The sequence below is a fragment of the Pseudomonas sp. MAFF 730105 genome, assembly GCF_055380705.1.
Window position 1 is genome coordinate 2,023,186 of the sequence record NZ_AP018438.1, and the last position, 20,482, is coordinate 2,043,667.

Here is a 20,482-nt window from a genome sequence, read left to right on the forward strand (position 1 = left end):
AAGGCATGGATAGACGACGATTGTCGCATGAAGATTAATCGCCGTCGGCTCTTCTGCATCATCGGTTTATTCGGGACAATCAAGGCTTTGCCACAGGGAATCGGGAATGGCCGTGCGTTGGGATATTTTTTGCACCGTCGTCGATAACTTTGGCGACATTGGCGTCACCTGGCGTCTGGCCCGGCAATTGGTGGCTGAGCACCACTGCGCGGTCCGGCTATGGGTCGATGACCTGCGAGCCTTCGAACGGCTGTGTCCGGAAATCGACGTCACGCTGGCCGAGCAATGGCAACAAGGCGTGGATGTGCGCCATTGGCCCAAGGACTGGCTGGGCGCCGATGCCGCCGACGTGGTGATCGCCGCGTTTGCCTGCCAGTTGCCAGGAGCCTACATGGACGCGATGGCGGAGCGCCAGACCACGCCGCTGTGGATGAACCTGGATTACCTCAGTGCCGAGGACTGGGTGATCGGTTGCCACGGGTTGCCGTCGGTCAAATACAGGCATGTCCAGAAGTATTTCTTTTTCCCCGGCTTCCGCGAGGGGACTGGCGGCTTGCTGCGTGAGTCTGGGTTGCTGGCGCGACGTCGGCAATTTCAACAGGATATCGCGGCGCAACGGACGTTCCTGCAGGGGTTGGGCGTCGAGCGGGCACCGGATGCGCGGCTGATTTCGCTGTTCGCCTACGAAAATGCCGGGCTGGCCAGCTGGTTCGATGCGATGGCCGGCGATGCCCGGCCGTCCCATGTGCTGGTTCCCGAAGGGCGAGTGCTGGGGGATGTCGAGCGTTGGCTCGGGGTGGCCGACCTCAAAGCCGGTGCGTTGCATCGACGCGGCGCCCTGACGGTACAGGTGCTGCCGTTCGTCCGTCAGGATCAGTACGATCAGTTGCTGTGGTGCTGCGATTTCAATGCGGTGCGGGGCGAAGACTCTTTCGTGCGGGCCCAATGGGCGGGTCGACCTTTCCTCTGGCATATCTACCAACAGGAAGAAGACGTTCATCTGGAAAAGCTCGACGCATTTCTCAGGCTGTACACCCAGGAGCTTGCAGAGCCCGCCGCAAAAGCGATGAGCGGTCTCTGGCAGGCGTGGAATGCCGGTCAGGACATGTCCGGGCACTGGAAAACCACCTGCGAACAGCTGCCGGTGCTGGCTGAACACGCCCATGCATGGTGTCTGGAACAGGCCTCGCGACCCGATCTTGCCGCGGCGCTGGTGAAGTTTTATGGAAATTGGATATGATACGCGGCCTAGATTTTTGTAAATCCCATCCAAATTCGGATATTCGCAATGAAAACTGGTAAAGAACTTAAACCCGGTACCGTGATTCGTATCGACAACGATCCTTGGCTGGTTCAGAAAGCTGAATTCACCAAGTCGGGTCGTAACAGCGCGATCATGAAGACCAAGCTGAAAAACCTGCTGACCGGTTACAAGACCGAAACCGTTTACGGTGCGGACGACAAACTGGACGACGTGATCCTCGACCGCAAGGAAGCGACCCTGTCCTTCATCAGCGGCGACTCCTACACGTTCATGGACACCACTGACTACACCATGTACGAGCTGAACGCCGAAGACATCGAAAGCGTTCTGCCATTCGTGGAAGAAGGCATGACCGACGTCTGCGAAGCCGTGTTCTTCGAAGGCCGTCTGGTTTCCGTAGAGCTGCCGACCACCATCGTGCGTCAGGTTGACTACACCGAAGGTTCCGCTCGCGGCGACACTTCCGGCAAGGTGATGAAGCCTGCCAAACTGAAGAACGGTACCGAGTTGTCGGTTGCTGACTTCATCGAAATCGGCGACATGATCGAGATCGATACCCGCGAAGGCGGCTCCTACAAAGGCCGCGCTAAATAAGCGAAGTCTTGTGTATGAAAAAAAAGCCCGACCATTGAGTCGGGCTTTTTTTTCATTTCTGCGGGGGCCTGTCAGTCCCTTCGCCATCCTTCATTTCAGATGCTGTTTCAACTCTTCAGACACCTGCAGCATTGCCGAACGCACTGCCGGCACCTGGCTGACCACGTTGAGCAAGCCATAGTCGTGAATCATGCCGTTGTAGCGTACCGCTGTGACCGGCACGCCGGCCGCATCCAGTTTGCGCGCATAGGCTTCACCTTCATCGCGCAGTACATCGGCCTCGGCGGTCTGTACCAGCGCGGGCGGCAGGCCCTTGAGTTGTGCGGTGCTGGCCCGCAGCGGCGAGGCATAGATCTCGTTACGTTGCCCGGCATCGGTGGTGTAGTTGTCCCAGAACCATTTCATCATGTTCTTGCTGAGGAAATGTCCCTCGGCGAATTGGTTGTAGGACGCGGTCTCGAAGTTTGCATCGGTCACCGGCCATAACAGCGCCTGGAAGCGGATCGCTGGCGTGCCCTTGTCCTTGGCCATCAAGGCCACGACGGCTGCCATGTTGCCGCCGACGCTGTTACCCGCCACGGCCAGGCGCTTGCCGTCGACATTGATCTGCTTGCCATGCTCGGCCACCCATTTCGTCGCGGCATAGGCCTGGTTGATCGCCACCGGGTAATGCGCCTCGGGGGAGGGCGTGTAGTTGACGAACACCGCCACGGCACCCGACCCCGCCACCAGGTCCCGAACCAGGCGTTCGTGGGTCGGGAAATCTCCCAGGACCCAGCCACCGCCGTGGAAGAACATGAACACGGGCAACTCACCCTTGACCCCGGCCGGGCGGACGATGGTCAGGCTGATCGACTGGCCATCGACCTGGATGGTCTTCTCGCTGACATCCGCCTTGGGCAACGTCAGTTTCACCCCCGCCTGGGCACCGACCAGTACTGCGCGGGCATCCTTCGGCGACAGTTGTTCCAGGGGCTTGCCGGTGCCGGCATTCAATGCATCGAGAAACGCCTGGGTATTGTGCTCGACGATGCCGTCGGCGAAGGCGCTGCTGACGCCAAGTGCGAGAAGGGTGCCGGTCAGGGCCTTGGTGAACGTGTTCATGGGAATCTCCTTGGGTTCGGTCCGGATCGGTGGGTTTAAACGGTCACGTGCAGGCGAACATCAACGTTGCCGCGGGTGGCGTTGGAGTACGGGCAGACCTGGTGAGCCGCGTCCACCAGGCTTTGCGCGTCGGTCTGGTCCAGGCCGGGCAAGCTGATGTGCAGGTCGATGTCGAGGCCGAAACCGCCGGGAATCTGACCGATGCCAACATGGGCGGTGATCGAGGCGCTGTCCGGGATTTTGCGTTTGCTTTGGCCGGCGACGAATTTCAGGGCGCCGATGAAGCAGGCCGAATAGCCGGCGGCAAACAGTTGTTCCGGGTTGGTTGCCGCACCGCCGGCACCGCCGAGCTCCTTGGGGGTGGCGAGTTTGACGTCGAGGATGTTGTCGCTGGAGATCGCACGACCGTCACGGCCGCCGGTGGAGGTTGCGATTGCGGTGTAGAGAGTTTGCATGATGAGAGCCTCGTTTCTGGGTTGGTCGTATCGCGCTAAATGTTTGCGCGCTAAGTAGGTGTGAGGCGAATATAGTTCGCTAATATTTAGCGCGCAAGATAAATTTTTGGTCGAGGTCCTGCTTTTCAGACTCAATAGCCATGAAAGCCTTGAGTTAGAGCTGTTTGATTGGATGAAATTTTTTTAGCGGAGGCTGGAGTGACGCCATCGCGAGCAGGCTCGCTCCCACAGTGGTTCTGGGATGTTCTCGGGAATAGCGTCCACCACAACTTCCCTGTGGGAGCGAGCCTGCTCGCGATAGCGGTGGGTCAGTTGAAGGGGGGAAGATGATGTCTTCGCGAATGGGCTCCCCCCTGGAGATGGGGTTACAGGCTGTCCTGCAAGTGGCTGCGCAGCGCCTGCAGCTCCAGTTGCAGCTTCTTCAGCTGTTCCATGGTCTGGCCGCTGGCGCCAAGGATGCACTGTGGAATATCGAGGGCCTTCTCCCGCAGGGCGCGGCCCTGTTCGGTGAGTTCGACGATCACCACGCGTTCATCTTCCCGGCTACGGGTGCGGCTCAGCAGGCCTTCGGCTTCCAGGCGCTTGAGCAGCGGCGTCAGCGAGCCGGGGTCGGTGAGCAGGCGTGTGCTGATTTCACCGACGGTCAATCCGTCTTTTTCCCATAACACCATCATCGCCAGATACTGGGGATAGGTCAGGCCGAGAGCTTGCAGCAACGGCTTGTAGACCTTGGTCATCATCAGCGACGTGGAGTGCAGGGCAAAGCAGACCTGGTTGTCGAGCAACAGGGCTTCGCAGGGTTCGGGGGTGTCGCGCTGGGGGCTCATGGCACAACCTTCAATCGATAATCCTGACGAATCTAGCGGGCGAACCTTTAAGGCGCCAGATAATTCTGACGTTCTGATCAGATGTTGCGTTCCCCCACTGGCGCCGACTGCGTAGGATAGACGCTCTGATGAAGGGGGAATCGTCTGTGATCGAAGTTGCGTTGTATCTGGTGCTGGGGGCCGCGTTGGGCACCTTGGGGGGATTGTTCGGCATCGGTGGTGGGCTGATCGCGATTCCGGTATTGGGCGTATGGTTCGGTCTGGACCAGCAGATTGCTCAGGGTACCGCCCTGGTGATGGTGGTCCCCAATGTAATGCTCGCGTTGTGGCGTTATCACCAACGCAACCGCATTGAGTTGCGTCATGTGCTGCCGTTGGCGTCCATGGGTTTTTGCTTTGCCTGGCTCGGCTCGATCTGGGCCGTAGGTGTCGACGCCGAAAGCATGCGCATCGGCTTCGTCGCGTTCCTGGTCGCCCTGGCGGCCTATAACCTGACCCGCATGTTCACCGCTACCGCGCCGGCTTCTGCGCAGATGCGTTATGGCTGGCCATGGCTGGGTGTACTGGGGGCGGCATCCGGGACCATGGGCGGTCTGTTCGGTGTCGGCGGCGCTGTGGTTGCGACGCCGATCCTGACCAGCCTGTTCGGCACCACCCAGGTGGTCGCCCAGGGATTGTCGCTGTCGCTGGCCTTGCCCAGTACCGGCGTGACCCTGGCCACCTATGCATTCCACCATCAAGTGGACTGGTGGATCGGCTTGCCACTGGCTGTTGGCGGTTTGCTGAGCATCAGCTGGGGCGTGAAAGTCGCCCACGCCATGCCGGAGAGGCTATTGCGCGGGCTGTTCTGCGGTTTTCTGGTGCTGTGTGCGGTGCTGCTCGTCTTTAAAGTTTGAAGCCTTCGACGATGTGCTCGGCCAGGCATTCGGTGATGGGCGACGGATTGTGCAGGTTGCGGATCAGCATGATGCTGGCCTCAGGCAGTTCCGGCAGGTTTTCGGCCTCGCCGAGCACACGCATGTCCGGTGTCAGCAGGCTTTCCAATTGCGCGGTGATCGCCAGTCCCGCGCCCACCACCGCCATGAGTGCCGACAGGCTGGAACTGTTGTAGGCCACGCGGTATTCGCGGCCCATGGCATCCAACGCATTGCAGGCCCATTGACGGCAGAAGCAATCGCTATTGAACATTGCCAGCGGCAGCGGTGTTTTCTCATGGGCGCTGAAACACGCCGCTTCGGCCCAGACAAAGCGTTCCTTGCGCAATAACTGGCCGATTTCATCCCCTGGCTTACGGGTAACGATGGACAGGTCCAGGTCCTGGCGCAGCAGCAACTGCTTGGACGATTCGCAGTGCACTTCAATCTCGATCAATGGATAGAACTGGGCGAAGCGCTGCAGGATGCCGGGCAGGAAGCGCATCACGTAGTCATCCGGCGTGCCGATGCGCACGGTGCCGACCATATGCGGTTCACGCAAGGTGTTGAACACCTCGCTGTGCAGCTTGAGGATGCGCCGGGCGTAACCCAATAGCACCTGGCCTTCGGCGGTGAGCTTGACCTGGCGGCCGTCACGCTCGAACAAGCGGCGCTGCAAGACATCTTCTTCGAGGCGCTTCATCTGCATGCTGACGGCGGATTGGGTGCGATTGACCAATTCACCGGCGCGGGTAAAACCACCCTGGTCGGCAATGGCGACGAAGGTCCGCAGCACTTCCGTATCGATGCTCGGGTAACTCGACAATTGATCAATCTCCGAGATGTATTGCATAAGAAACATTCGTTGGATTGATCTTAGCCTTGGGGCGAGACTTGAACCACCCCCAACGGAGGACATCACGATGAAAGGTCAGAAAGGATACGTATCGATAGATAGACATTCATTCCATTTTTCCCTCAGCGACCTGCTGCACAAGTTTAGCCGCTGGTATGAATTGCACCACGAGCGCGAATTGCTCGCCGGTCTGAGCGACGAGGCGCTCAAGGACATCGGCGTCAGCCGTGCAGATGTAGAACAGGAAGTGGTTCGGCCATTCTGGGATGACCCAATGCACAAATGAGCCATCCCTCCCTACACAAATCGATGACTGGTGAGGTAGGTTGCGAGCAGAGAAGGAGATCTCCATGCCCGCGACTGTGTCCTTTACCCTCAAACAGGCCCGGCGTCTGGCGTTGGCCGCTCAGGGATTCAATGGGCGGCTGGCGCCGGCTTCGGTGCAACCCGCACGTCTCAACCGCCTGATCGAACGCCTCGGCGTGCTGCAGATCGATTCGGTCAATGCACTGGTACGTTCGCATTATCTCCCGCTGTTTTCCCGCCTCGGTCACTACAACCCCGATCTGCTCGATCAAGCGGCCTGGAGCCAGGGGCGGCGGCGCACGCTGTTCGAATACTGGGGGCATGAAGCGTCGTTGCTGCCCCTGTCGATGTATCCACTGATGCGCTGGCGCATGGCCCGCGCGGCCCGTGGCGAAGGCATCTATCAACAACTGGCGCGATTCGGCCATGAACGACAGGATGTCATCCGCCGCGTCCTGGCGGCCGTCCGGGAGCAGGGCGCCTTGGGCGCTGGCAGTTTGTCCACACGGGCGGAAAAGGCTGGCCCCTGGTGGGATTGGAGTGCCGAGAAGCACGCGCTGGAGTGGCTGTTCGCCGCGGGCGAGGTCACGGTGGCCGGGCGGCGTGGCTTCGAGCGGCTCTACGGTTTGCCGGAGCGGGTACTTCCGGCCTCGGTCCTGGAACAACCGGTTCCGGACGAGGCCCAGGCCCAACGCGCCTTGCTGTTGCATGCCGCTGGGGCATTGGGTGTGGGGACCGAGAAAGATCTGCGCGACTATTTCCGCCTCGATCCGGCCGACAGCCGTGCGCGCCTGGCCGAGCTGGAGGAAACCGGTGAGTTGTGGCGCTGCCAGGTGCAAGGCTGGAAGCAACCGGCCTGGTGCCTGCCGGATGGGAAAATTCCCCGCAACGTGACGACCAGCGCTTTGCTCTCGCCGTTCGATTCCCTGGTTTGGGAGCGCAATCGCACCGAACGCCTGTTCGACTTCCGTTATCGACTGGAAATCTACACGCCGGCCCACAAGCGGGTGTATGGCTATTACGTGTTGCCGTTTCTGCACAACGAACGTATTGCCGCTCGGGTGGACCTGCGGGCAGAGAGAGCCCAGGGCCGGTTGGCGGTGCACGCCGTGCATGAGGAGCAGCCGGGATTGGACGAGGAGGGGATACAGGTCTTGGCGATGAATCTGCGGCGCATGGCCGACTGGCTGGGACTGGAGCGGGTTCAGCTCAATTGCCAACGGGCGAGTGGGGTTCGGTTGGGGGGGCGTTGGCTGGAATCGACGGTGGTTGATCGGCCCCCATCGCGAGCAGGCTCGCTCCCACATTGACCGTGCTGTTCACAAATATTGTGTGCACCGAATCACCTGTGGGAGCGAGCCTGCTCGCGATGGCGTTTGGACGTTAGCGCCGAACCTGCTTCAACGTCTCGGCAATCAGGAACGCCAGCTCCAGCGACTGATCGGCATTCATCCGCGGATCGCAATGGGTGTGGTAACGGTCCGACAGCCCATCCTCGGTAATCGGCCGTGCGCCGCCGATGCATTCGGTGACGTTCTGCCCGGTCATCTCGATGTGAATGCCGCCGGCGTAGGTGCCCTCGGCTTCGTGGACCTGGAAGAAGTGCTTCACTTCGCCGAGGATCTGCGCGAAATCCCGGGTCTTGTAGCCGCTGCTGGCCTTGATGGTGTTGCCATGCATGGGGTCGGAACTCCACAGCACCTGCTTGCCTTCGCGCTGCACGGCGCGCAATAGCTGCGGCAGATGATCGCCGACCTTGTTTGCGCCCATCCGCGCGATCAGGTTCAGCCGACCCGGGTCGTTGTCCGGGTTGAGTACGTCGATCAGGCGGATCAGGTCGTCAGGGTTCATGCTCGGGCCGACCTTGACCCCGATCGGGTTGTTCACGCCGCGCAGGAATTCGACATGGGCACCGTCCAACTGGCGGGTGCGGTCGCCGATCCACAGCATGTGGGCCGAGCAGTCGTAATAATCGTTGGTGAGGCTGTCCCGGCGCACGAAGGCTTCTTCGTAATTGAGCAGCAGCGCTTCGTGGGCGGTGAAGAAGCTGGTTTCGCGCAGTTGCGGCGAACTGTCCATGCCGCAGGCGCGCATGAAGGCCAGGGTTTCGTCGATGCGGTCGGCCAGATGGCTGTATTTTTCCGCCAGGGCCGAGTTGGCGATGAAGTCCAGGTTCCACTTGTGCACCTGGTGCAGGTCTGCGAACCCGCCCTGGGCGAACGCCCGCAGCAGGTTCAAGGTGGCGGTGGACTGGTGGTAGGACTGCAGCAGGCGTTCCGGGTCCGGTACGCGACTCTGCTCGTCGAAGCCGATGCCGTTGACGATATCGCCTCGGTACGCCGGCAGGGTCACGCCGTCGATGGTTTCATCGTTGGCCGAACGTGGCTTGGCGAACTGCCCGGCCATGCGCCCGACCTTGACCACCGGGCAACCGGCGGCAAAGGTCATGACGATTGCCATTTGCAGCAGCACCTTGAAGGTGTCGCGGATCTTTGCCGCGGAGAACTCCGCGAAGCTTTCGGCGCAATCGCCGCCTTGCAGCAAAAAGGCCCGGCCCTGGGTGACTTCGGCGAACTGGCGGCGCAGTTCCCGGGCTTCCCCGGCAAACACCAGCGGCGGATAGCTGGCGAGGGTCTGCTCGACTTGCAGCAGGTGCGCTGCGTCGGGGTAGCGGGGTTGTTGCTGGATCGGCAGGGCGCGCCAGCTGTCAGGGCTCCAGGGTTGGCTCATCGTGATCTCTAGGTGGTTGACGCTCGGACGGCCATGTTATCAGCAAATTAGTGCGTGACCTGTTCCCGTCGCTTGGCCGACAATTGCGCTTTTGCCGCAGCCCGCCCGGCAAGCATCAGGAGATGAAATGACAGAGGAGCGCGTCGAGCATCTGCTCGCCGAGGTGCACGACGAGTTCGGCATGATCCGGGTCTTCGAAGTGGCCGATTACCGGTTTCTCGAATTCGGCGATGCCATCGAGCAGAGCTGCGTGTTCACGGCCGATCCTAGCTGGCTCGAATATGACTACACCCGCGCGATGCTGATCGGCGCGTTGTGCCACGAGCAGCCGGAAAGCGCGCTGTTCCTAGGGTTGGGCGCCGGTACGTTGACCCAGGCCTGTCTCAGGTTCCTGCCGCTGGAAGACGTCGAGGCTATCGAACTGCGCCCCGATGTGCCGCGCCTGGCCATCGAGTACCTGGGGCTGGATGACGATCCGCGGCTGTACATCCGTGTCGGCGATGCCTTGGAGTTGTTGGAAACCGCAGAGCCTGCGGACCTGATCTTTGTCGACCTCTACACCGATGTCGGCCCCGGCGTCGGTCACCTGGCCTGGGGATTCCTGGAAAACTGCCAGAAGCGGCTGAACCCCGGTGGCTGGCTGGTGATCAACCAGTGGGCCACCGACGATGGCAAGCCGTTGGGCGCGGCGTTGTTGCGTGGCTTGTACCACCGGCACTACTGGGAACTGCCGGTGAAGGAGGGCAATGTGATCCTGATCGTGCCGGCGGACCTGGAGCAGGCGATGGACATGGAAGGACTGATCGCCCGCGCCGAAGCGTTGGCGCCACGGCTGGGCTACTCGTTGCTGCCGTTGATCAAGGCTATCCGACCGGCAACCTGATACAACCGAGAATCCTGTGGCGAGGGGATTTATCCCCGCTCGGCTGCGAAGCAGGCGTTGGCTTTAAAACCCTATGGGCCTGCTTCGCAGTCCAGCGGGGATAAATCCCCTCGCCACATAGGTGAACCGGTTTAGTGGCTCTAAAAAAATCTCCCTTTTCAGGCGAATTCCGGTATAGTGCGCGCCGGCCTTTAGCCGGGCCGCGTCAAGGTAGCGCAATTTTTCGAAGCCAGCTTCGGTTGCATGTCCCCACAACGGATGCTTCCACGACGTTCTTTTTCATTCATTCGTTTTCGCAAATCCCCGCCGACAAAGCTGCCAGGGCGACTCTTGAGTCTCAACACGGCATGTGCAGCTTTGGAGCATGGGTCTTTGCGGATGCACTTAGAGGCAGACCCATGACCCAGGAAATCGGCGGCTTCGCCGCTCTTGAACTTCATCCCAATATTGTCGCTGCAGTAGTCGCTACCGGCTATGAAGAGCCTTCGGCCATTCAGCAGCAGTCGATCCCGATCATTCTCGCCGGTCACGATATGATTGGTCAGGCGCAAACCGGTACGGGTAAGACCGCCGCGTTCGCCTTGCCTATCCTGCACCGCATTGATCCGTCCAAGCGCGAGCCGCAAGCTCTGATCCTGGCCCCAACCCGTGAGTTGGCGCTGCAAGTTGCAACTGCTTTCGAAACCTACGCCAAGCAAATGCCGGGTGTAACTGTTGTGGCTGTCTACGGCGGCGCGCCGATGGGCCCACAATTGAAAGCCATCCGTAATGGCGCACAGATCGTTGTCGCCACCCCGGGCCGTCTGTGCGACCACCTGCGTCGCGACGAAAAAGTCCTGGCCACCGTGAACCACCTGGTTCTCGACGAAGCCGACGAAATGCTCAAGCTGGGCTTCATGGATGACCTGGAAGTGATCTTCAAGGCCATGCCGGAAACCCGTCAGACCGTACTGTTCTCGGCCACCCTGCCGCAGTCGATCCGTGCGATCGCCGAGCGTCACCTGAAGGACCCGAAACACGTCAAGATCCAGAGCAAGACCCAGACCGTCACCGCGATCGAACAGGCCCACCTGTTGGTTCACGCCGACCAGAAGACCTCCGCAGTCCTCAGCTTGCTGGAAGTGGAAGACTTCGACGCCCTGATCATGTTCGTGCGCACCAAGCAAGCGACCCTGGACCTGGCCAGCGCCCTGGAAGCCAAAGGCTACAAAGCCGCTGCGCTGAACGGTGACATTGCCCAGAACCAGCGTGAGCGCGTGATCGACTCCCTCAAGGATGGCCGCCTGGACATCGTTGTGGCGACCGACGTGGCTGCCCGTGGCCTGGACGTTCCGCGCATCACCCACGTGTTCAACGTGGACATGCCGTACGATCCGGAATCCTACGTTCACCGTATCGGCCGTACCGGTCGTGCTGGTCGCGAAGGTCGTGCGCTGCTGCTGGTGACTCCGCGTGAGCGCCGCATGCTGCAGGTCATCGAGCGTGTTACCGGGCAGAAGGTGGCTGAAGTTCGCCTGCCGGACGCCCAGGCCGTTCTCGATGCTCGCATCAAGAAGCTGACCAACAGCCTGTCGCCGCTGGTGGCTGACGCCGAATCGACCCACGGTGATCTGCTCGATCGCCTGACTGCCGACATCGGTTGCAGCCCGCGCGCCCTGGCCGCCGCCCTGTTGCGCAAGGCCACCAATGGTCAGGCACTGAACCTGGCTGCAATCGAGAAGGAACGTCCTTTGGTGCCGAACAGCGCACCACGTGGCGATCGTCCCGAGCGTAGCGGGGACCGTCCGGACCGTGGCGACCGTGAGCGTCGTGCACCGATCCCGCTGGCCGAAGGCCGTGCCCGTTGCCGTACCGCCCTGGGTGCCCGTGACGGCATCGCCGCCAAGAACCTGCTGGGCGCGATCCTCAATGAAGGTGGCCTGGCCCGTGAAGCCATCGGTCGCATCCAGGTGCGTGACAGCTTCAGCCTGGTGGAACTGCCGGAAGATGGTCTGGAGAAGTTGCTGACCAAGCTCAAGGACACTCGCGTAGCCGGCAAGCAACTCAAGCTGCGTCGTTATCGCGAAGACTGATCGACCCTTGGGTTGATTGATCGAGCATGAAAAATCCCCGACTGGTTCGGGGATTTTTTATGCCTGTCGTTTAGTGTTCGGTCGGTTGATAGTGTTGCCCCTTTCGCGAGCAGGCTCGCTCCCACATGGGATCTCTGCCGCCATCCCAAACCCTGTGGGAGCGGGCTTGCTCGCGAAGGAGCGACCCGGTTCGCCTGTCAATCGAACCGGTAGATGTCCATCCCCAGTGTTCCCATCGTGAATCCCTCATGGACCAGGCTGAATCTTGCGCCAGCACCCCGGGCGAAATACAGCGGCAACAGGTGCTCGTCGCTGGGGTGGCTGCGCACGGCATTGGGGGCTTGGTGGCGGTAATCATGCAGGGCGGCCTCGTCGCCGGCTGCCAGCTTCTCCACGATCCAGTCGCGAAAGTCCTTTGCCCAGGGCTCGACGCTCTCGGGGCCGGCGTTCCAGTCCAGGTCACGCAGGTTGTGGGTGATACTGCCGGAGCCAATCAACAGGATGCCCTGCTGACGCAGGCTCGCAAGCGCCTGGCCGACCCGGGTCTGCAGCACGGGCCCCTGGTCGCTGGGCAGGGAGACTTGCACCACCGGGATGTCGGCCTGGGGGTACATCAAGGACAACGGTACCCAGACACCGTGGTCGGACGGCCGCTGGGCGTCGAGACGTGCCGGCAGGTGCGCGGCGTTGAGCAGGTCCGCTACCCGGGCTGCCAGTTCTGGCTCTCCCGGCGCGGGGTACTGCACCTGGTACAGGGCCGGCGGGAAGCCGCCGAAGTCGTGCCAGGTGCGCGGTTGTGGATTGGCGCTGACCAGCAATTCGCTGCTTTCCCAATGGGCGGACACAATGACGATGGCCGTAGGCCTGGGCAATTGCGCCGCCAGGTGAGCCAGCGCCGGGCCGCTGTCGCCGGGCTCGAGGGCAAGCATCGGTGAGCCGTGGGAGATAAACAGGCTGGGCAGCATGGACGAGCTCCTGAGCGTTAAGATGCGATTATCTTCTGCCAGGTCAATGATCTAAATCTAATATAAGTTTTAACCTGTTTTGATCGAATTTTTGGAGCGAATCATGGATCCCGAGTTTTGGCATAAGCGTTGGTCAACGAATCAGATCGGTTTTCATTCGTTGGAGGTGAACTCCTACCTGCAACGTTTCTGGCCGCCAATGGGTTTGGAGCAGGGCAGCCGGGTGCTGGTGCCATTGTGTGGCAAGACCCTGGATTTGCTGTGGCTTGCCGATCAAGGGCATTCGGTATTGGGGGTGGAGTTGTCGGAAAAAGCCATCACCGATTTCTTCGATGAGCATCAGTTGACGCCGAGCGTGAGCGAGGAGGGAGCTTTCAAGGTGTTCCGTGCCGGGCGCATCGAGATCCGCTGCGGTGATTTTTTTGCCTTGAGCCCGGAAGATCTGGTCGGTTGCGCCGCGCTTTACGATCGCGCGGCGTTGATAGCCTTGCCTGCGCAAATGCGTGAGCGGTACACGGCGCACCTGCAAAGTCTGCTGCCTGGCTGCGCCGGATTGCTGATCACCCTTGAATACAACCAGGCTGAAATGCCCGGGCCGCCATTTTCCGTGAGTGATGATGAAGTGCAGCGGCTGCTGGGGAACCGCTGGCAGCTGGAGATCTTGCAGGAACAGGATGTGTTGGAGGAAAGCTGGAAGTTCATTCAGGCTGGGGTGACCAGGCTGGATGAGCGGGTTTATCGGATTTCCAATCGCTGAGTAGCGGGTGATCGTTCCCATGCTCTGCGTGGGAATGCAGCCTGGGACGCTCTGCGTTCCTAAAGGCCGAACGCGGAGCGTCCGTTGAGGCGTTCCCACGCAGAGCGTGGGAACGATCATCGTATCGTTGCGGGCTTCCTCTTTGCGCTCGAACCGATCAGCCGCGGCGACGCAGTGCGTCGATACGCTCTTCCAGTGGCGGGTGGCTCATGAACAGGCGAGCCAGGCCCTGCTTGACGCCACCGTTGATACCAAAGGCATTCAGGGTGTCGGGCATGTGTACTGGCAAACCTTGCTCGGCACGCAGGCGTTGCAGGGCGCCGATCATGGCGCTGGTGCCGGCCAGGCGTGCGCCGGCATCGTCGGCGCGGAATTCGCGTTTGCGCGAGAACCACATGACGATAGCGCTGGCGAGGATGCCCAGTACCAGTTCGGCGAAGATAGTCGCCACGTAGTAGGCGATGCCTTGGCCTTCTTCGTTCTTGAAGATCACCTTGTCGACGAAGTTGCCGATGATGCGGGCAAAGAACATCACGAAGGTGTTCACCACGCCCTGGATCAAGGCCAGGGTCACCATGTCGCCGTTGGCAACGTGGCCGATCTCGTGGGCCAGCACCGCCTTGACTTCATCGGGGGAAAACCGTTCGAGCAGGCCCTGGCTGACAGCAACCAGTGCGTCGTTCTTGTTCCAACCCGTGGCGAAGGCGTTGGCCTCATAGGCCGGGAAAATCCCGACTTCCGGCATCTTGATGCCGGCTTCACGGGACAGCTGCTCGACGGTTTGCAGCAGCCATTGCTCGTGACGAGTGCGCGGCTGGCTGATGATCTGCGTGCTGGTGCTCATCTTCGCCATCCACTTGGAGATGAACAGCGAGAACAGGGAACCGGCGAAGCCGAACACCGCACAGAAGATCAGCAGCTGATTGAGGTTGAGGTCAACCCCGTTGGCCGCCATGAACCCGTTGAAGCCGAAAAGGCTCAGGGTGATGCTGGCAATCAGCACGACCGCCAGGTTAGTGGCCAAGAACAGCAGGATGCGCATCATGGTGGTAGCAATCTCCTCATGCTAAAGATGTAGCGTTATGCGGGGTATATAAGGTGCCGCCGCAGGCTATTCAACTCAGCGACTATTTCAAACTGTGTCCTACAGACGTCCTAAATCAATGAAAGACTTTTCTGAAAGTCACTGAGGAAAAGCCGGATGCCGCCCTTGCCCCGTGAACGTTGGGCCGCGTCGCCCGTCCGCTGCTGAGGATTCAGTGTAGAAGCCCTGCCGGGGCCAGCGGAACGGATATGTTGCTGAATCAAACAGCGCGCGAGGCGGGGTGCCTCGCGCGCTACGGCTTACTGTCGGTAGGACTTGAGGAAATTGCCGATCCGGCCGATGGCTTGCTCCAGATCGTCGACCCGTGGCAGGGTCACGACGCGGAAATGGTCCGGCCACGGCCAGTTGAACGCCGTACCCTGGACGATCAGCAGTTTTTCCGACAGCAGCAGGTCGAGCACGAATTTTTCATCGTTGTGGATCGGGCAGACCTTCGGGTCGATCCGCGGGAAGGCATACAGCGCGCCCATCGGCTTGACGCAACTGACGCCGGGAATGTCGTTGAGCAGTTCCCAGGTGCGATTGCGCTGTTCCAGCAACCGGCCTGGTGGCAGGACCAGGTCATTGATGCTCTGGTAGCCTCCCAGTGCCGTCTGGATCGCGTGCTGGCTGGGTACGTTGGCGCACAGGCGCATGTTGGCCAGCATGTCGATGCCTTCGATGTAGCTCTGGGCATGATGCTTGGGGCCGGAGATGGCAATCCAGCCGGAGCGGAAACCCGCCACCCGGTAGGATTTGGACAAGCCGTTGAAGGTCAGGCACAGCAGGTCCGGCGCCAGGGACGCGGTGCAGATGTGCACGGCATCGTCGTACAGGATCTTGTCGTAGATCTCGTCGGAAAACACCACGAGGTTGTGCTGGCGGGCCAGTTCGAGCATGCCCAGCAGCACTTCCCTGGAGTACACCGCACCGGTCGGGTTGTTCGGGTTGATGATGACCAGCGCCTTGGTGTTCGGCGTAATCTTGGCCTTGATATCCGCGAGGTCCGGGAACCAGTTGGCCTGCTCGTCGCACAGGTAATGCACCGGGTTGCCGCCGGACAGGCTCACGGCGGCGGTCCAGAGCGGGTAGTCCGGTGCCGGTACCAGCACTTCGTCGCCGTTGTTGAGCAGGGCCTGCATGGACATCACGATCAGCTCGGACACCCCATTGCCCAGGTAGATGTCTTCGATACCGACGCCTTCGACCTGCTTCTGCTGGTAGTACTGCATCACGGCCTTGCGCGCGCTGAACAGGCCCTTGGAATCGCTGTAGCCTTGGGCGGTCGGCAGGTTGCGGATGACGTCCTGGAGGATTTCATCGGGCGCTTCGAAACCAAAGGGTGCCGGGTTGCCGATGTTCAGCTTGAGGATGCGATGGCCTTCCTCTTCCAGGCGTTTGGCGTGCTTGAGCACCGGGCCGCGAATGTCGTAGCAGACGTTGGCGAGCTTGTTCGATTTGCTGACCTGCATGGCGATGTGTTCCCGAAGATGAACGATCCAGGCGGCGTGTGAACGGCCGTGCTGGTGATCCTGCGTCTGTGGCGAGCCTGACATGGCATGGGCGTCACAATCCGTTTGAATCCCCATGGCGCGACTGCCAGACTGGCGCTGACGAGGCGCAATCATACGTGCCGCCCGACCCGCGGAAAAGCGTCGGATCGGGCTTTTTCAATTGCCGAGGTGGGACGATGGAAAAGTTGGAGAAAACCCTTGAGGAATGGCGCGCCATGCTCGACCCGGAGCAATACAACGTCTGTCGGTTGAAGGGCACCGAACGGCCGTTCTCGGGTAAATACAACGGCACCAAGACCGACGGTGTGTACCACTGCATCTGCTGCAACGAGCCGCTTTTCGATTCGCAGACCAAATTCGATTCCGGTTGCGGCTGGCCGAGTTTCTACGCGCCCATCGAGGGCAGCGCGGTGGTGGAGGTGCGGGATGTCAGTCACGGCATGATCCGCACCGAAGTGGTCTGCGCCAAGTGTGATGCCCACCTGGGTCATGTATTTCCCGACGGCCCGCCGCCCACGGGCTTGCGGTATTGCATCAACTCGGTGTGCCTGGATCTCGTTCCACGAGAGTAGATCTGTGGCGAGGGGATTTAGCGAAACGTCGCACCGCCCCGCTGGGCTGCGTAGCAGCTCCAATAGGCGTCTACCTGAAAGATCAGGCCGATGCATCCCTCCTTGGGCTGCTGCGCAGCCCAGCGGGGATAAATCCCCTCGCCACAGGTTTGTGTCAGGGCCTATGGAGGTGGCTGGATAATTAAATTGCACACAATTGAATTGCTCGCTATCTTGCACGCCAGTCCCATTACCAAGGAGCCTTGCCATGAGCGACAATCTGCTGAGTATTCCCTGCACCACCATCAAGGGTGAGCAAAAGACCCTGGCCGATTTCGCCGGCAAGGCCGTGCTGGTGGTCAACACCGCCAGTCAGTGCGGTTTCACCCCGCAGTACAAGGGGCTTGAGCAGTTGTGGCAGACCTACAAGGATCAGGGCCTGGTGGTGTTGGGCTTTCCCTGCAACCAGTTCGGCAAACAGGAACCGGGCAATGAAGGGGCGATTTCCGAGTTCTGCGAGCTGAATTTTGGCGTGAGTTTTCCGCTGTTCAAGAAAATCGAGGTCAACGGTGCCAACGCCCATCCGCTGTTTGTCCAGCTCAAGCAGCGGGCGCCCGGCGTGCTGGGGTCCAAGGGCATCAAGTGGAATTTCACCAAGTTCCTGGTCGGCAAGGACGGTCAGGTGGTTAAGCGTTTCGCCCCGACTACCAAACCCCAGGACCTGACCCAAGAGATCGAAGCCCTGCTCAAATGAACGACGTGCCCGTCGATTCGCTGAAGCTCGACAGCCAGTTGTGCTTCAAGTTATACGCCGCTTCACGGGCGGTGATCCGGGGTTACAAGCCGATGCTCGACCAGCTCGGCCTGACCTACCCGCAATACCTGGCGATGCTGGTGTTGTGGGAGTGGCAGGACGCTGCGCCGGAACAACCCACGGTCAAGGCCCTGGGTGAACGGCTGCTGCTGGATTCCGGCACCTTGACGCCGCTGCTCAAGCGCTTGGAGCAACTCGGCCTGGTCCTGCGCCAGCGTTCGGCCCGGGACGAGCGGGAGGTGCACCTGAGCCTGCTGCCGGCGGGTCTGGCGTTGCGCGAGCAGGTTGGTCCCCTCAAGGCTCGTCTGCTGTGCGACAGCGGGATTGATCTCGATCGCCTGGGGGAACTGCGTAACGGTCTCGATCATCTGCTGGGGCAGATCAAAGCGCTGACGTAGTCGGCACCCATTGATCCAGCATCGCCGCCAGTTCTTCGCGGCGGAATGGCTTGGACAGGTAATCGGTCATGCCGGCACCCCGGCAGCGTTCTCGCTCTTCTGGCATGGCGTTGGCCGTCAGCGCGACAATCGGCAAGTCCGGCCAGCGACCGCTGCGACGAATTTGCCGACTGGCTTCGTAGCCGTCCATCACCGGCATGTTGCAGTCCATCAGCACCAGATCGAAGGTGTTTTGTTCGAGTTGATCCAAGGCCTCGGCGCCATGGGCGGCGACAATCACTTCGCAGCCGAGCTTGACCAGCATGCCTTTGGCGACCAGTTGATTGACCGGATTGTCTTCCACCAGCAGCACCCGTGCGCGCCTGGACGGCGGTAGGGCCTCGATCTGCGTGTCATTGATGATGGTCGTCTCGCTTTGCAGGGCACGACGCAGGATCTGATACAGCGCATGACGCGCCAGTGGCCGGGCCTGTTGGAGCAGGGGGGCCAGGGCGACGGCCTGTTCGCTGGGCATGAAGCTGCCGTAGGCGGTGACGAGCAGGATCGGTGCGTTGAAGGTTGGCCGCAAGTTGAACAGGCATTCAGGGCAGTCGGTAATCAGGACATCTGGCTTGAGGCCCAGCAAATTGTCATCCACGGAGCGTCTCAGGTAGTCCAACCCCCAGGTGGGCAGCAGCATGTCCAGCAACTCGGCCAGTCCGCTGCTGTTGGCGGTAATGGCGACGATATTGCCACGCAAGGGTTCGACCGGCGCCGCCGGGGTATGGCAGGGCAGGGGCAGGTCGGCGCAGAACTGGCTGCCGAAACCGGCTTCGGAGCTGATCGTCAAGCGGCCCTGCATGGCTTCGCAGAGGTTGTTGGTCAGCGCCAGGCCCAGCCCGGTGCCCCCGAACTGACGGGTAATGCCGGCGCCAGCCTGGGTGAATGGCTGGAAGATTCTCGCCTGGGCATCCTGGGGAATGCCGATGCCAGTATCGCAGACCACGATCCGCACTCCGTCTTCATAAGCGCTCAATCGCACATCGACCCGGCCGAATCGGGTGAATTTGAGGGCATTGGACAGCAGGTTGCTGACGATCTGGCGCACCCGGGTCGGGTCGCCGAGCACCTGCGCCGGGAACTGCGGTTCAATCAGGCAGGCCAGCTCGACGCTGGGGGCGGCATTCTGTGAAAGCAGGTTGGCCGTGTCTTCGATCAGGGAGCCGAGATCGAACGGAATGCGTTCGAGTTCCAGTTGGCCGGCATCGAATTTCGACAGGTCGAGAATGTCGTTCAGCAGCTCGACCAACACTTTGCCGGAGTCATGGGCGATCGAGAGCTGTTGCTGTTGTTCGGCGGTCAAGGGGCCGTCAAGGGACAGGGCGATCATGCCCAGCAAGCCATTCAGCGGTGTGCGAATCTCATGGCTCATGCTGGCCAGGAACGCGGAGCGTGCTTCGGCCATGTCCAGGGCGGTACGCCTGGCCACTTCCAGCTCTTCGTTGGACTGGCTGAGGCGGGCGTTGATGGCCTTGAGTTCGGCGGTGCGGGCCGAGACGATGTTTTCCAACTGTGCCAGGTATTCGGTCAGGCGATTTTCCGCCATGCGCCGCTGCTGGATTTCGGTGGAAATGTTTTCGAACTGCTGGTTGGCGACCGACACCAGTACGCCGATTTCATCGTATTGGTGGCCGGTAGGGCATTCCAGGCTGCTCTGTTCGTTGCTGCCCGGGTCGCGGCTGCTCAGTTCGCGGATGACCCGTACCAGGGGCTTGGTCAGCATCACGTAGAACAGGGCCAGTAGCAGGCCGGTCAGGATCAGGCTGCGAGCGAACCCGTTGAGCAATGTGACCTCGGCCCGACGCAGGAAGCGACTGCCGAAAGCATAGGTGTCGACGTCCAGTCGCAGCACGCCCAGGGATTCGTTGGGCAGATGATCCAGGTAGAGGCGGTCTTCGAACCGGCGCTGGGCGCCAAACAGAAAGTCGCTGATGAAACGGTAACTGTTCTGCAGCTCGGGTCGTTTGACGTCGGCCAGCACGGTATTGTTGTTGTCGACCAGCTCGGCGCCGATGATGGCGGGCGAGCGCAACAAGCCCAGGGCCAGCTCCTGGGCCAGTTCGGCGTCGATGTTGTAGGCGATGCGCGAGGCCGGGTTGTGGCTGATTTCCAGTAACGACAGGATCTCGCGGTTGATCGACGCGTCTTCGCTGGCATAATCGATGCCTATCTGCACCAGGCTGAGCAAAGTGCCCAGCACGAAGCCCACCAGGACGGTCAGTCGGGCCTGCTTGTATGACAGCCGTTGGGTGAATCTGATGTCCATGGAATGGTGAACCACTTACGTTTCCCTTCGCCGGTCAAGCATAGCTGATCATCTCTGGAGACCGGCGCGGCCGGTGTGTGCTGGATGGG

The 20,482-nt window shown here is 60.8% G+C and carries 19 protein-coding genes and 1 pseudogene; 11 read left to right on the forward strand and 9 right to left on the reverse strand.

Features of this window, described 5'->3' with window-relative positions:
* Positions 1-106: 106 nt before the first annotated feature.
* On the forward strand, positions 107-1,240 hold the full coding sequence (earP, locus tag PCOSP_RS09060; protein ID WP_464710884.1) for an elongation factor P maturation arginine rhamnosyltransferase EarP: 1,134 nt from the start codon (positions 107-109) through the stop codon (positions 1,238-1,240).
* A gap of 48 nt (positions 1,241-1,288) precedes the next feature.
* The gene (locus tag PCOSP_RS09065) at positions 1,289-1,858 is read left to right on the forward strand and encodes an elongation factor P (protein WP_007955690.1); all 570 of its coding nucleotides are present in this window, start codon (positions 1,289-1,291) and stop codon (positions 1,856-1,858) included.
* A gap of 90 nt (positions 1,859-1,948) precedes the next feature.
* Here PCOSP_RS09065 and PCOSP_RS09070 read toward each other — a convergent pair whose 3' ends face one another.
* From PCOSP_RS09070 to PCOSP_RS09080, 3 genes are all read right to left on the reverse strand, one after another.
* A complete protein-coding gene (locus PCOSP_RS09070; protein ID WP_139647017.1) occupies positions 1,949-2,962 on the reverse strand; it encodes an alpha/beta hydrolase in 1,014 nt (337 codons plus the stop codon).
* Positions 2,963-2,997: 35 nt separating this feature from the next.
* Complete coding sequence (locus tag PCOSP_RS09075) at positions 2,998-3,417, reverse strand: organic hydroperoxide resistance protein (protein WP_139647015.1); 420 nt, start codon at positions 3,415-3,417, stop codon at positions 2,998-3,000.
* Between the two features lie 365 nt (positions 3,418-3,782).
* The gene (locus tag PCOSP_RS09080; RefSeq protein ID WP_139647014.1) at positions 3,783-4,244 is read right to left on the reverse strand and encodes a MarR family winged helix-turn-helix transcriptional regulator; all 462 of its coding nucleotides are present in this window, start codon (positions 4,242-4,244) and stop codon (positions 3,783-3,785) included.
* A gap of 128 nt (positions 4,245-4,372) precedes the next feature.
* Between PCOSP_RS09080 and PCOSP_RS09085 the strand changes: the two genes are divergently transcribed.
* A complete protein-coding gene (locus PCOSP_RS09085) occupies positions 4,373-5,140 on the forward strand; it encodes a sulfite exporter TauE/SafE family protein (RefSeq protein ID WP_217505605.1) in 768 nt (255 codons plus the stop codon).
* Here PCOSP_RS09085 and PCOSP_RS09090 read toward each other — a convergent pair.
* Positions 5,130-5,984 carry a LysR substrate-binding domain-containing protein gene (locus PCOSP_RS09090; RefSeq protein WP_024776693.1) on the reverse strand — a complete coding sequence of 285 codons (855 nt, stop codon included), beginning with the start codon at positions 5,982-5,984 and terminating at the stop codon, positions 5,130-5,132. The genes PCOSP_RS09085 and PCOSP_RS09090 overlap by 11 nt on opposite strands.
* A 97-nt stretch (positions 5,985-6,081) precedes the next feature.
* On the opposite strand from PCOSP_RS09090, the gene PCOSP_RS09095 reads away from it, so the two are divergent.
* Together PCOSP_RS09095 and PCOSP_RS09100 are read left to right on the forward strand one after the other, a co-directional pair.
* The gene (locus PCOSP_RS09095; protein ID WP_041020071.1) at positions 6,082-6,300 is read left to right on the forward strand and encodes a DUF1127 domain-containing protein; all 219 of its coding nucleotides are present in this window, start codon (positions 6,082-6,084) and stop codon (positions 6,298-6,300) included.
* A 64-nt stretch (positions 6,301-6,364) separates the two neighbouring features.
* Positions 6,365-7,630 carry a winged helix-turn-helix domain-containing protein gene (locus PCOSP_RS09100; RefSeq protein ID WP_464710886.1) on the forward strand — a complete coding sequence of 422 codons (1,266 nt, stop codon included), beginning with the start codon at positions 6,365-6,367 and terminating at the stop codon, positions 7,628-7,630.
* A 73-nt stretch (positions 7,631-7,703) separates the two neighbouring features.
* Here PCOSP_RS09100 and PCOSP_RS09105 read toward each other — a convergent pair whose 3' ends face one another.
* A complete protein-coding gene (locus PCOSP_RS09105) occupies positions 7,704-9,050 on the reverse strand; it encodes a class II 3-deoxy-7-phosphoheptulonate synthase (protein ID WP_139647007.1) in 1,347 nt (448 codons plus the stop codon).
* A gap of 127 nt (positions 9,051-9,177) precedes the next feature.
* Between PCOSP_RS09105 and PCOSP_RS09110 the strand changes: the two genes are divergently transcribed.
* Positions 9,178-9,933 carry a spermidine synthase gene (locus PCOSP_RS09110; RefSeq protein WP_041020074.1) on the forward strand — a complete coding sequence of 252 codons (756 nt, stop codon included), beginning with the start codon at positions 9,178-9,180 and terminating at the stop codon, positions 9,931-9,933.
* A gap of 364 nt (positions 9,934-10,297) precedes the next feature.
* Positions 10,298-12,005 (forward strand): annotated as a pseudogene (locus PCOSP_RS09115) (DEAD/DEAH box helicase).
* Positions 12,006-12,202: 197 nt separating this feature from the next.
* On the opposite strand, the gene PCOSP_RS09120 reads toward PCOSP_RS09115, so the two are convergent.
* Positions 12,203-12,970 carry a DODA-type extradiol aromatic ring-opening family dioxygenase gene (locus PCOSP_RS09120; RefSeq protein ID WP_464710887.1) on the reverse strand — a complete coding sequence of 256 codons (768 nt, stop codon included), beginning with the start codon at positions 12,968-12,970 and terminating at the stop codon, positions 12,203-12,205.
* Between the two features lie 103 nt (positions 12,971-13,073).
* Between PCOSP_RS09120 and PCOSP_RS09125 the strand changes: the two genes are divergently transcribed.
* Positions 13,074-13,727, forward strand: coding sequence for a thiopurine S-methyltransferase (locus PCOSP_RS09125; protein ID WP_139647003.1), 654 nt, complete (start codon positions 13,074-13,076; stop codon positions 13,725-13,727).
* A 157-nt stretch (positions 13,728-13,884) separates the two neighbouring features.
* Here PCOSP_RS09125 and htpX read toward each other — a convergent pair whose 3' ends face one another.
* Positions 13,885-14,772 (reverse strand): protease HtpX, encoded by an 888-nt coding sequence (gene htpX, locus PCOSP_RS09130; RefSeq protein WP_139647001.1) that lies wholly within the window; start codon positions 14,770-14,772, stop codon positions 13,885-13,887.
* A gap of 299 nt (positions 14,773-15,071) precedes the next feature.
* Entirely contained in the window at positions 15,072-16,283 is a 1,212-nt protein-coding gene (locus PCOSP_RS09135) for a pyridoxal phosphate-dependent aminotransferase (RefSeq protein WP_053155200.1), read from the reverse strand.
* 218 nt (positions 16,284-16,501) lie between these two features.
* Between PCOSP_RS09135 and msrB the strand changes: the two genes are divergently transcribed.
* The 3 genes from msrB to PCOSP_RS09150 all read left to right on the forward strand — a co-directional run bounded on the left by msrB (position 16,502) and on the right by PCOSP_RS09150 (position 18,088).
* On the forward strand, positions 16,502-16,897 hold the full coding sequence (gene msrB, locus PCOSP_RS09140; RefSeq protein ID WP_047701530.1) for a peptide-methionine (R)-S-oxide reductase MsrB: 396 nt from the start codon (positions 16,502-16,504) through the stop codon (positions 16,895-16,897).
* Positions 16,898-17,144: 247 nt separating this feature from the next.
* Entirely contained in the window at positions 17,145-17,630 is a 486-nt protein-coding gene (locus PCOSP_RS09145; protein ID WP_139646999.1) for a glutathione peroxidase, read from the forward strand.
* Complete coding sequence (locus PCOSP_RS09150; protein ID WP_139646998.1) at positions 17,627-18,088, forward strand: MarR family winged helix-turn-helix transcriptional regulator; 462 nt, start codon at positions 17,627-17,629, stop codon at positions 18,086-18,088. The genes PCOSP_RS09145 and PCOSP_RS09150 overlap by 4 nt, the downstream gene beginning before the upstream one ends.
* Here the strand turns inward: PCOSP_RS09150 and PCOSP_RS09155 are convergent.
* On the reverse strand, positions 18,072-20,393 hold the full coding sequence (locus tag PCOSP_RS09155; protein WP_464710889.1) for a hybrid sensor histidine kinase/response regulator: 2,322 nt from the start codon (positions 20,391-20,393) through the stop codon (positions 18,072-18,074). The genes PCOSP_RS09150 and PCOSP_RS09155 overlap by 17 nt on opposite strands.
* Positions 20,394-20,482: the final 89 nt, after the last annotated feature.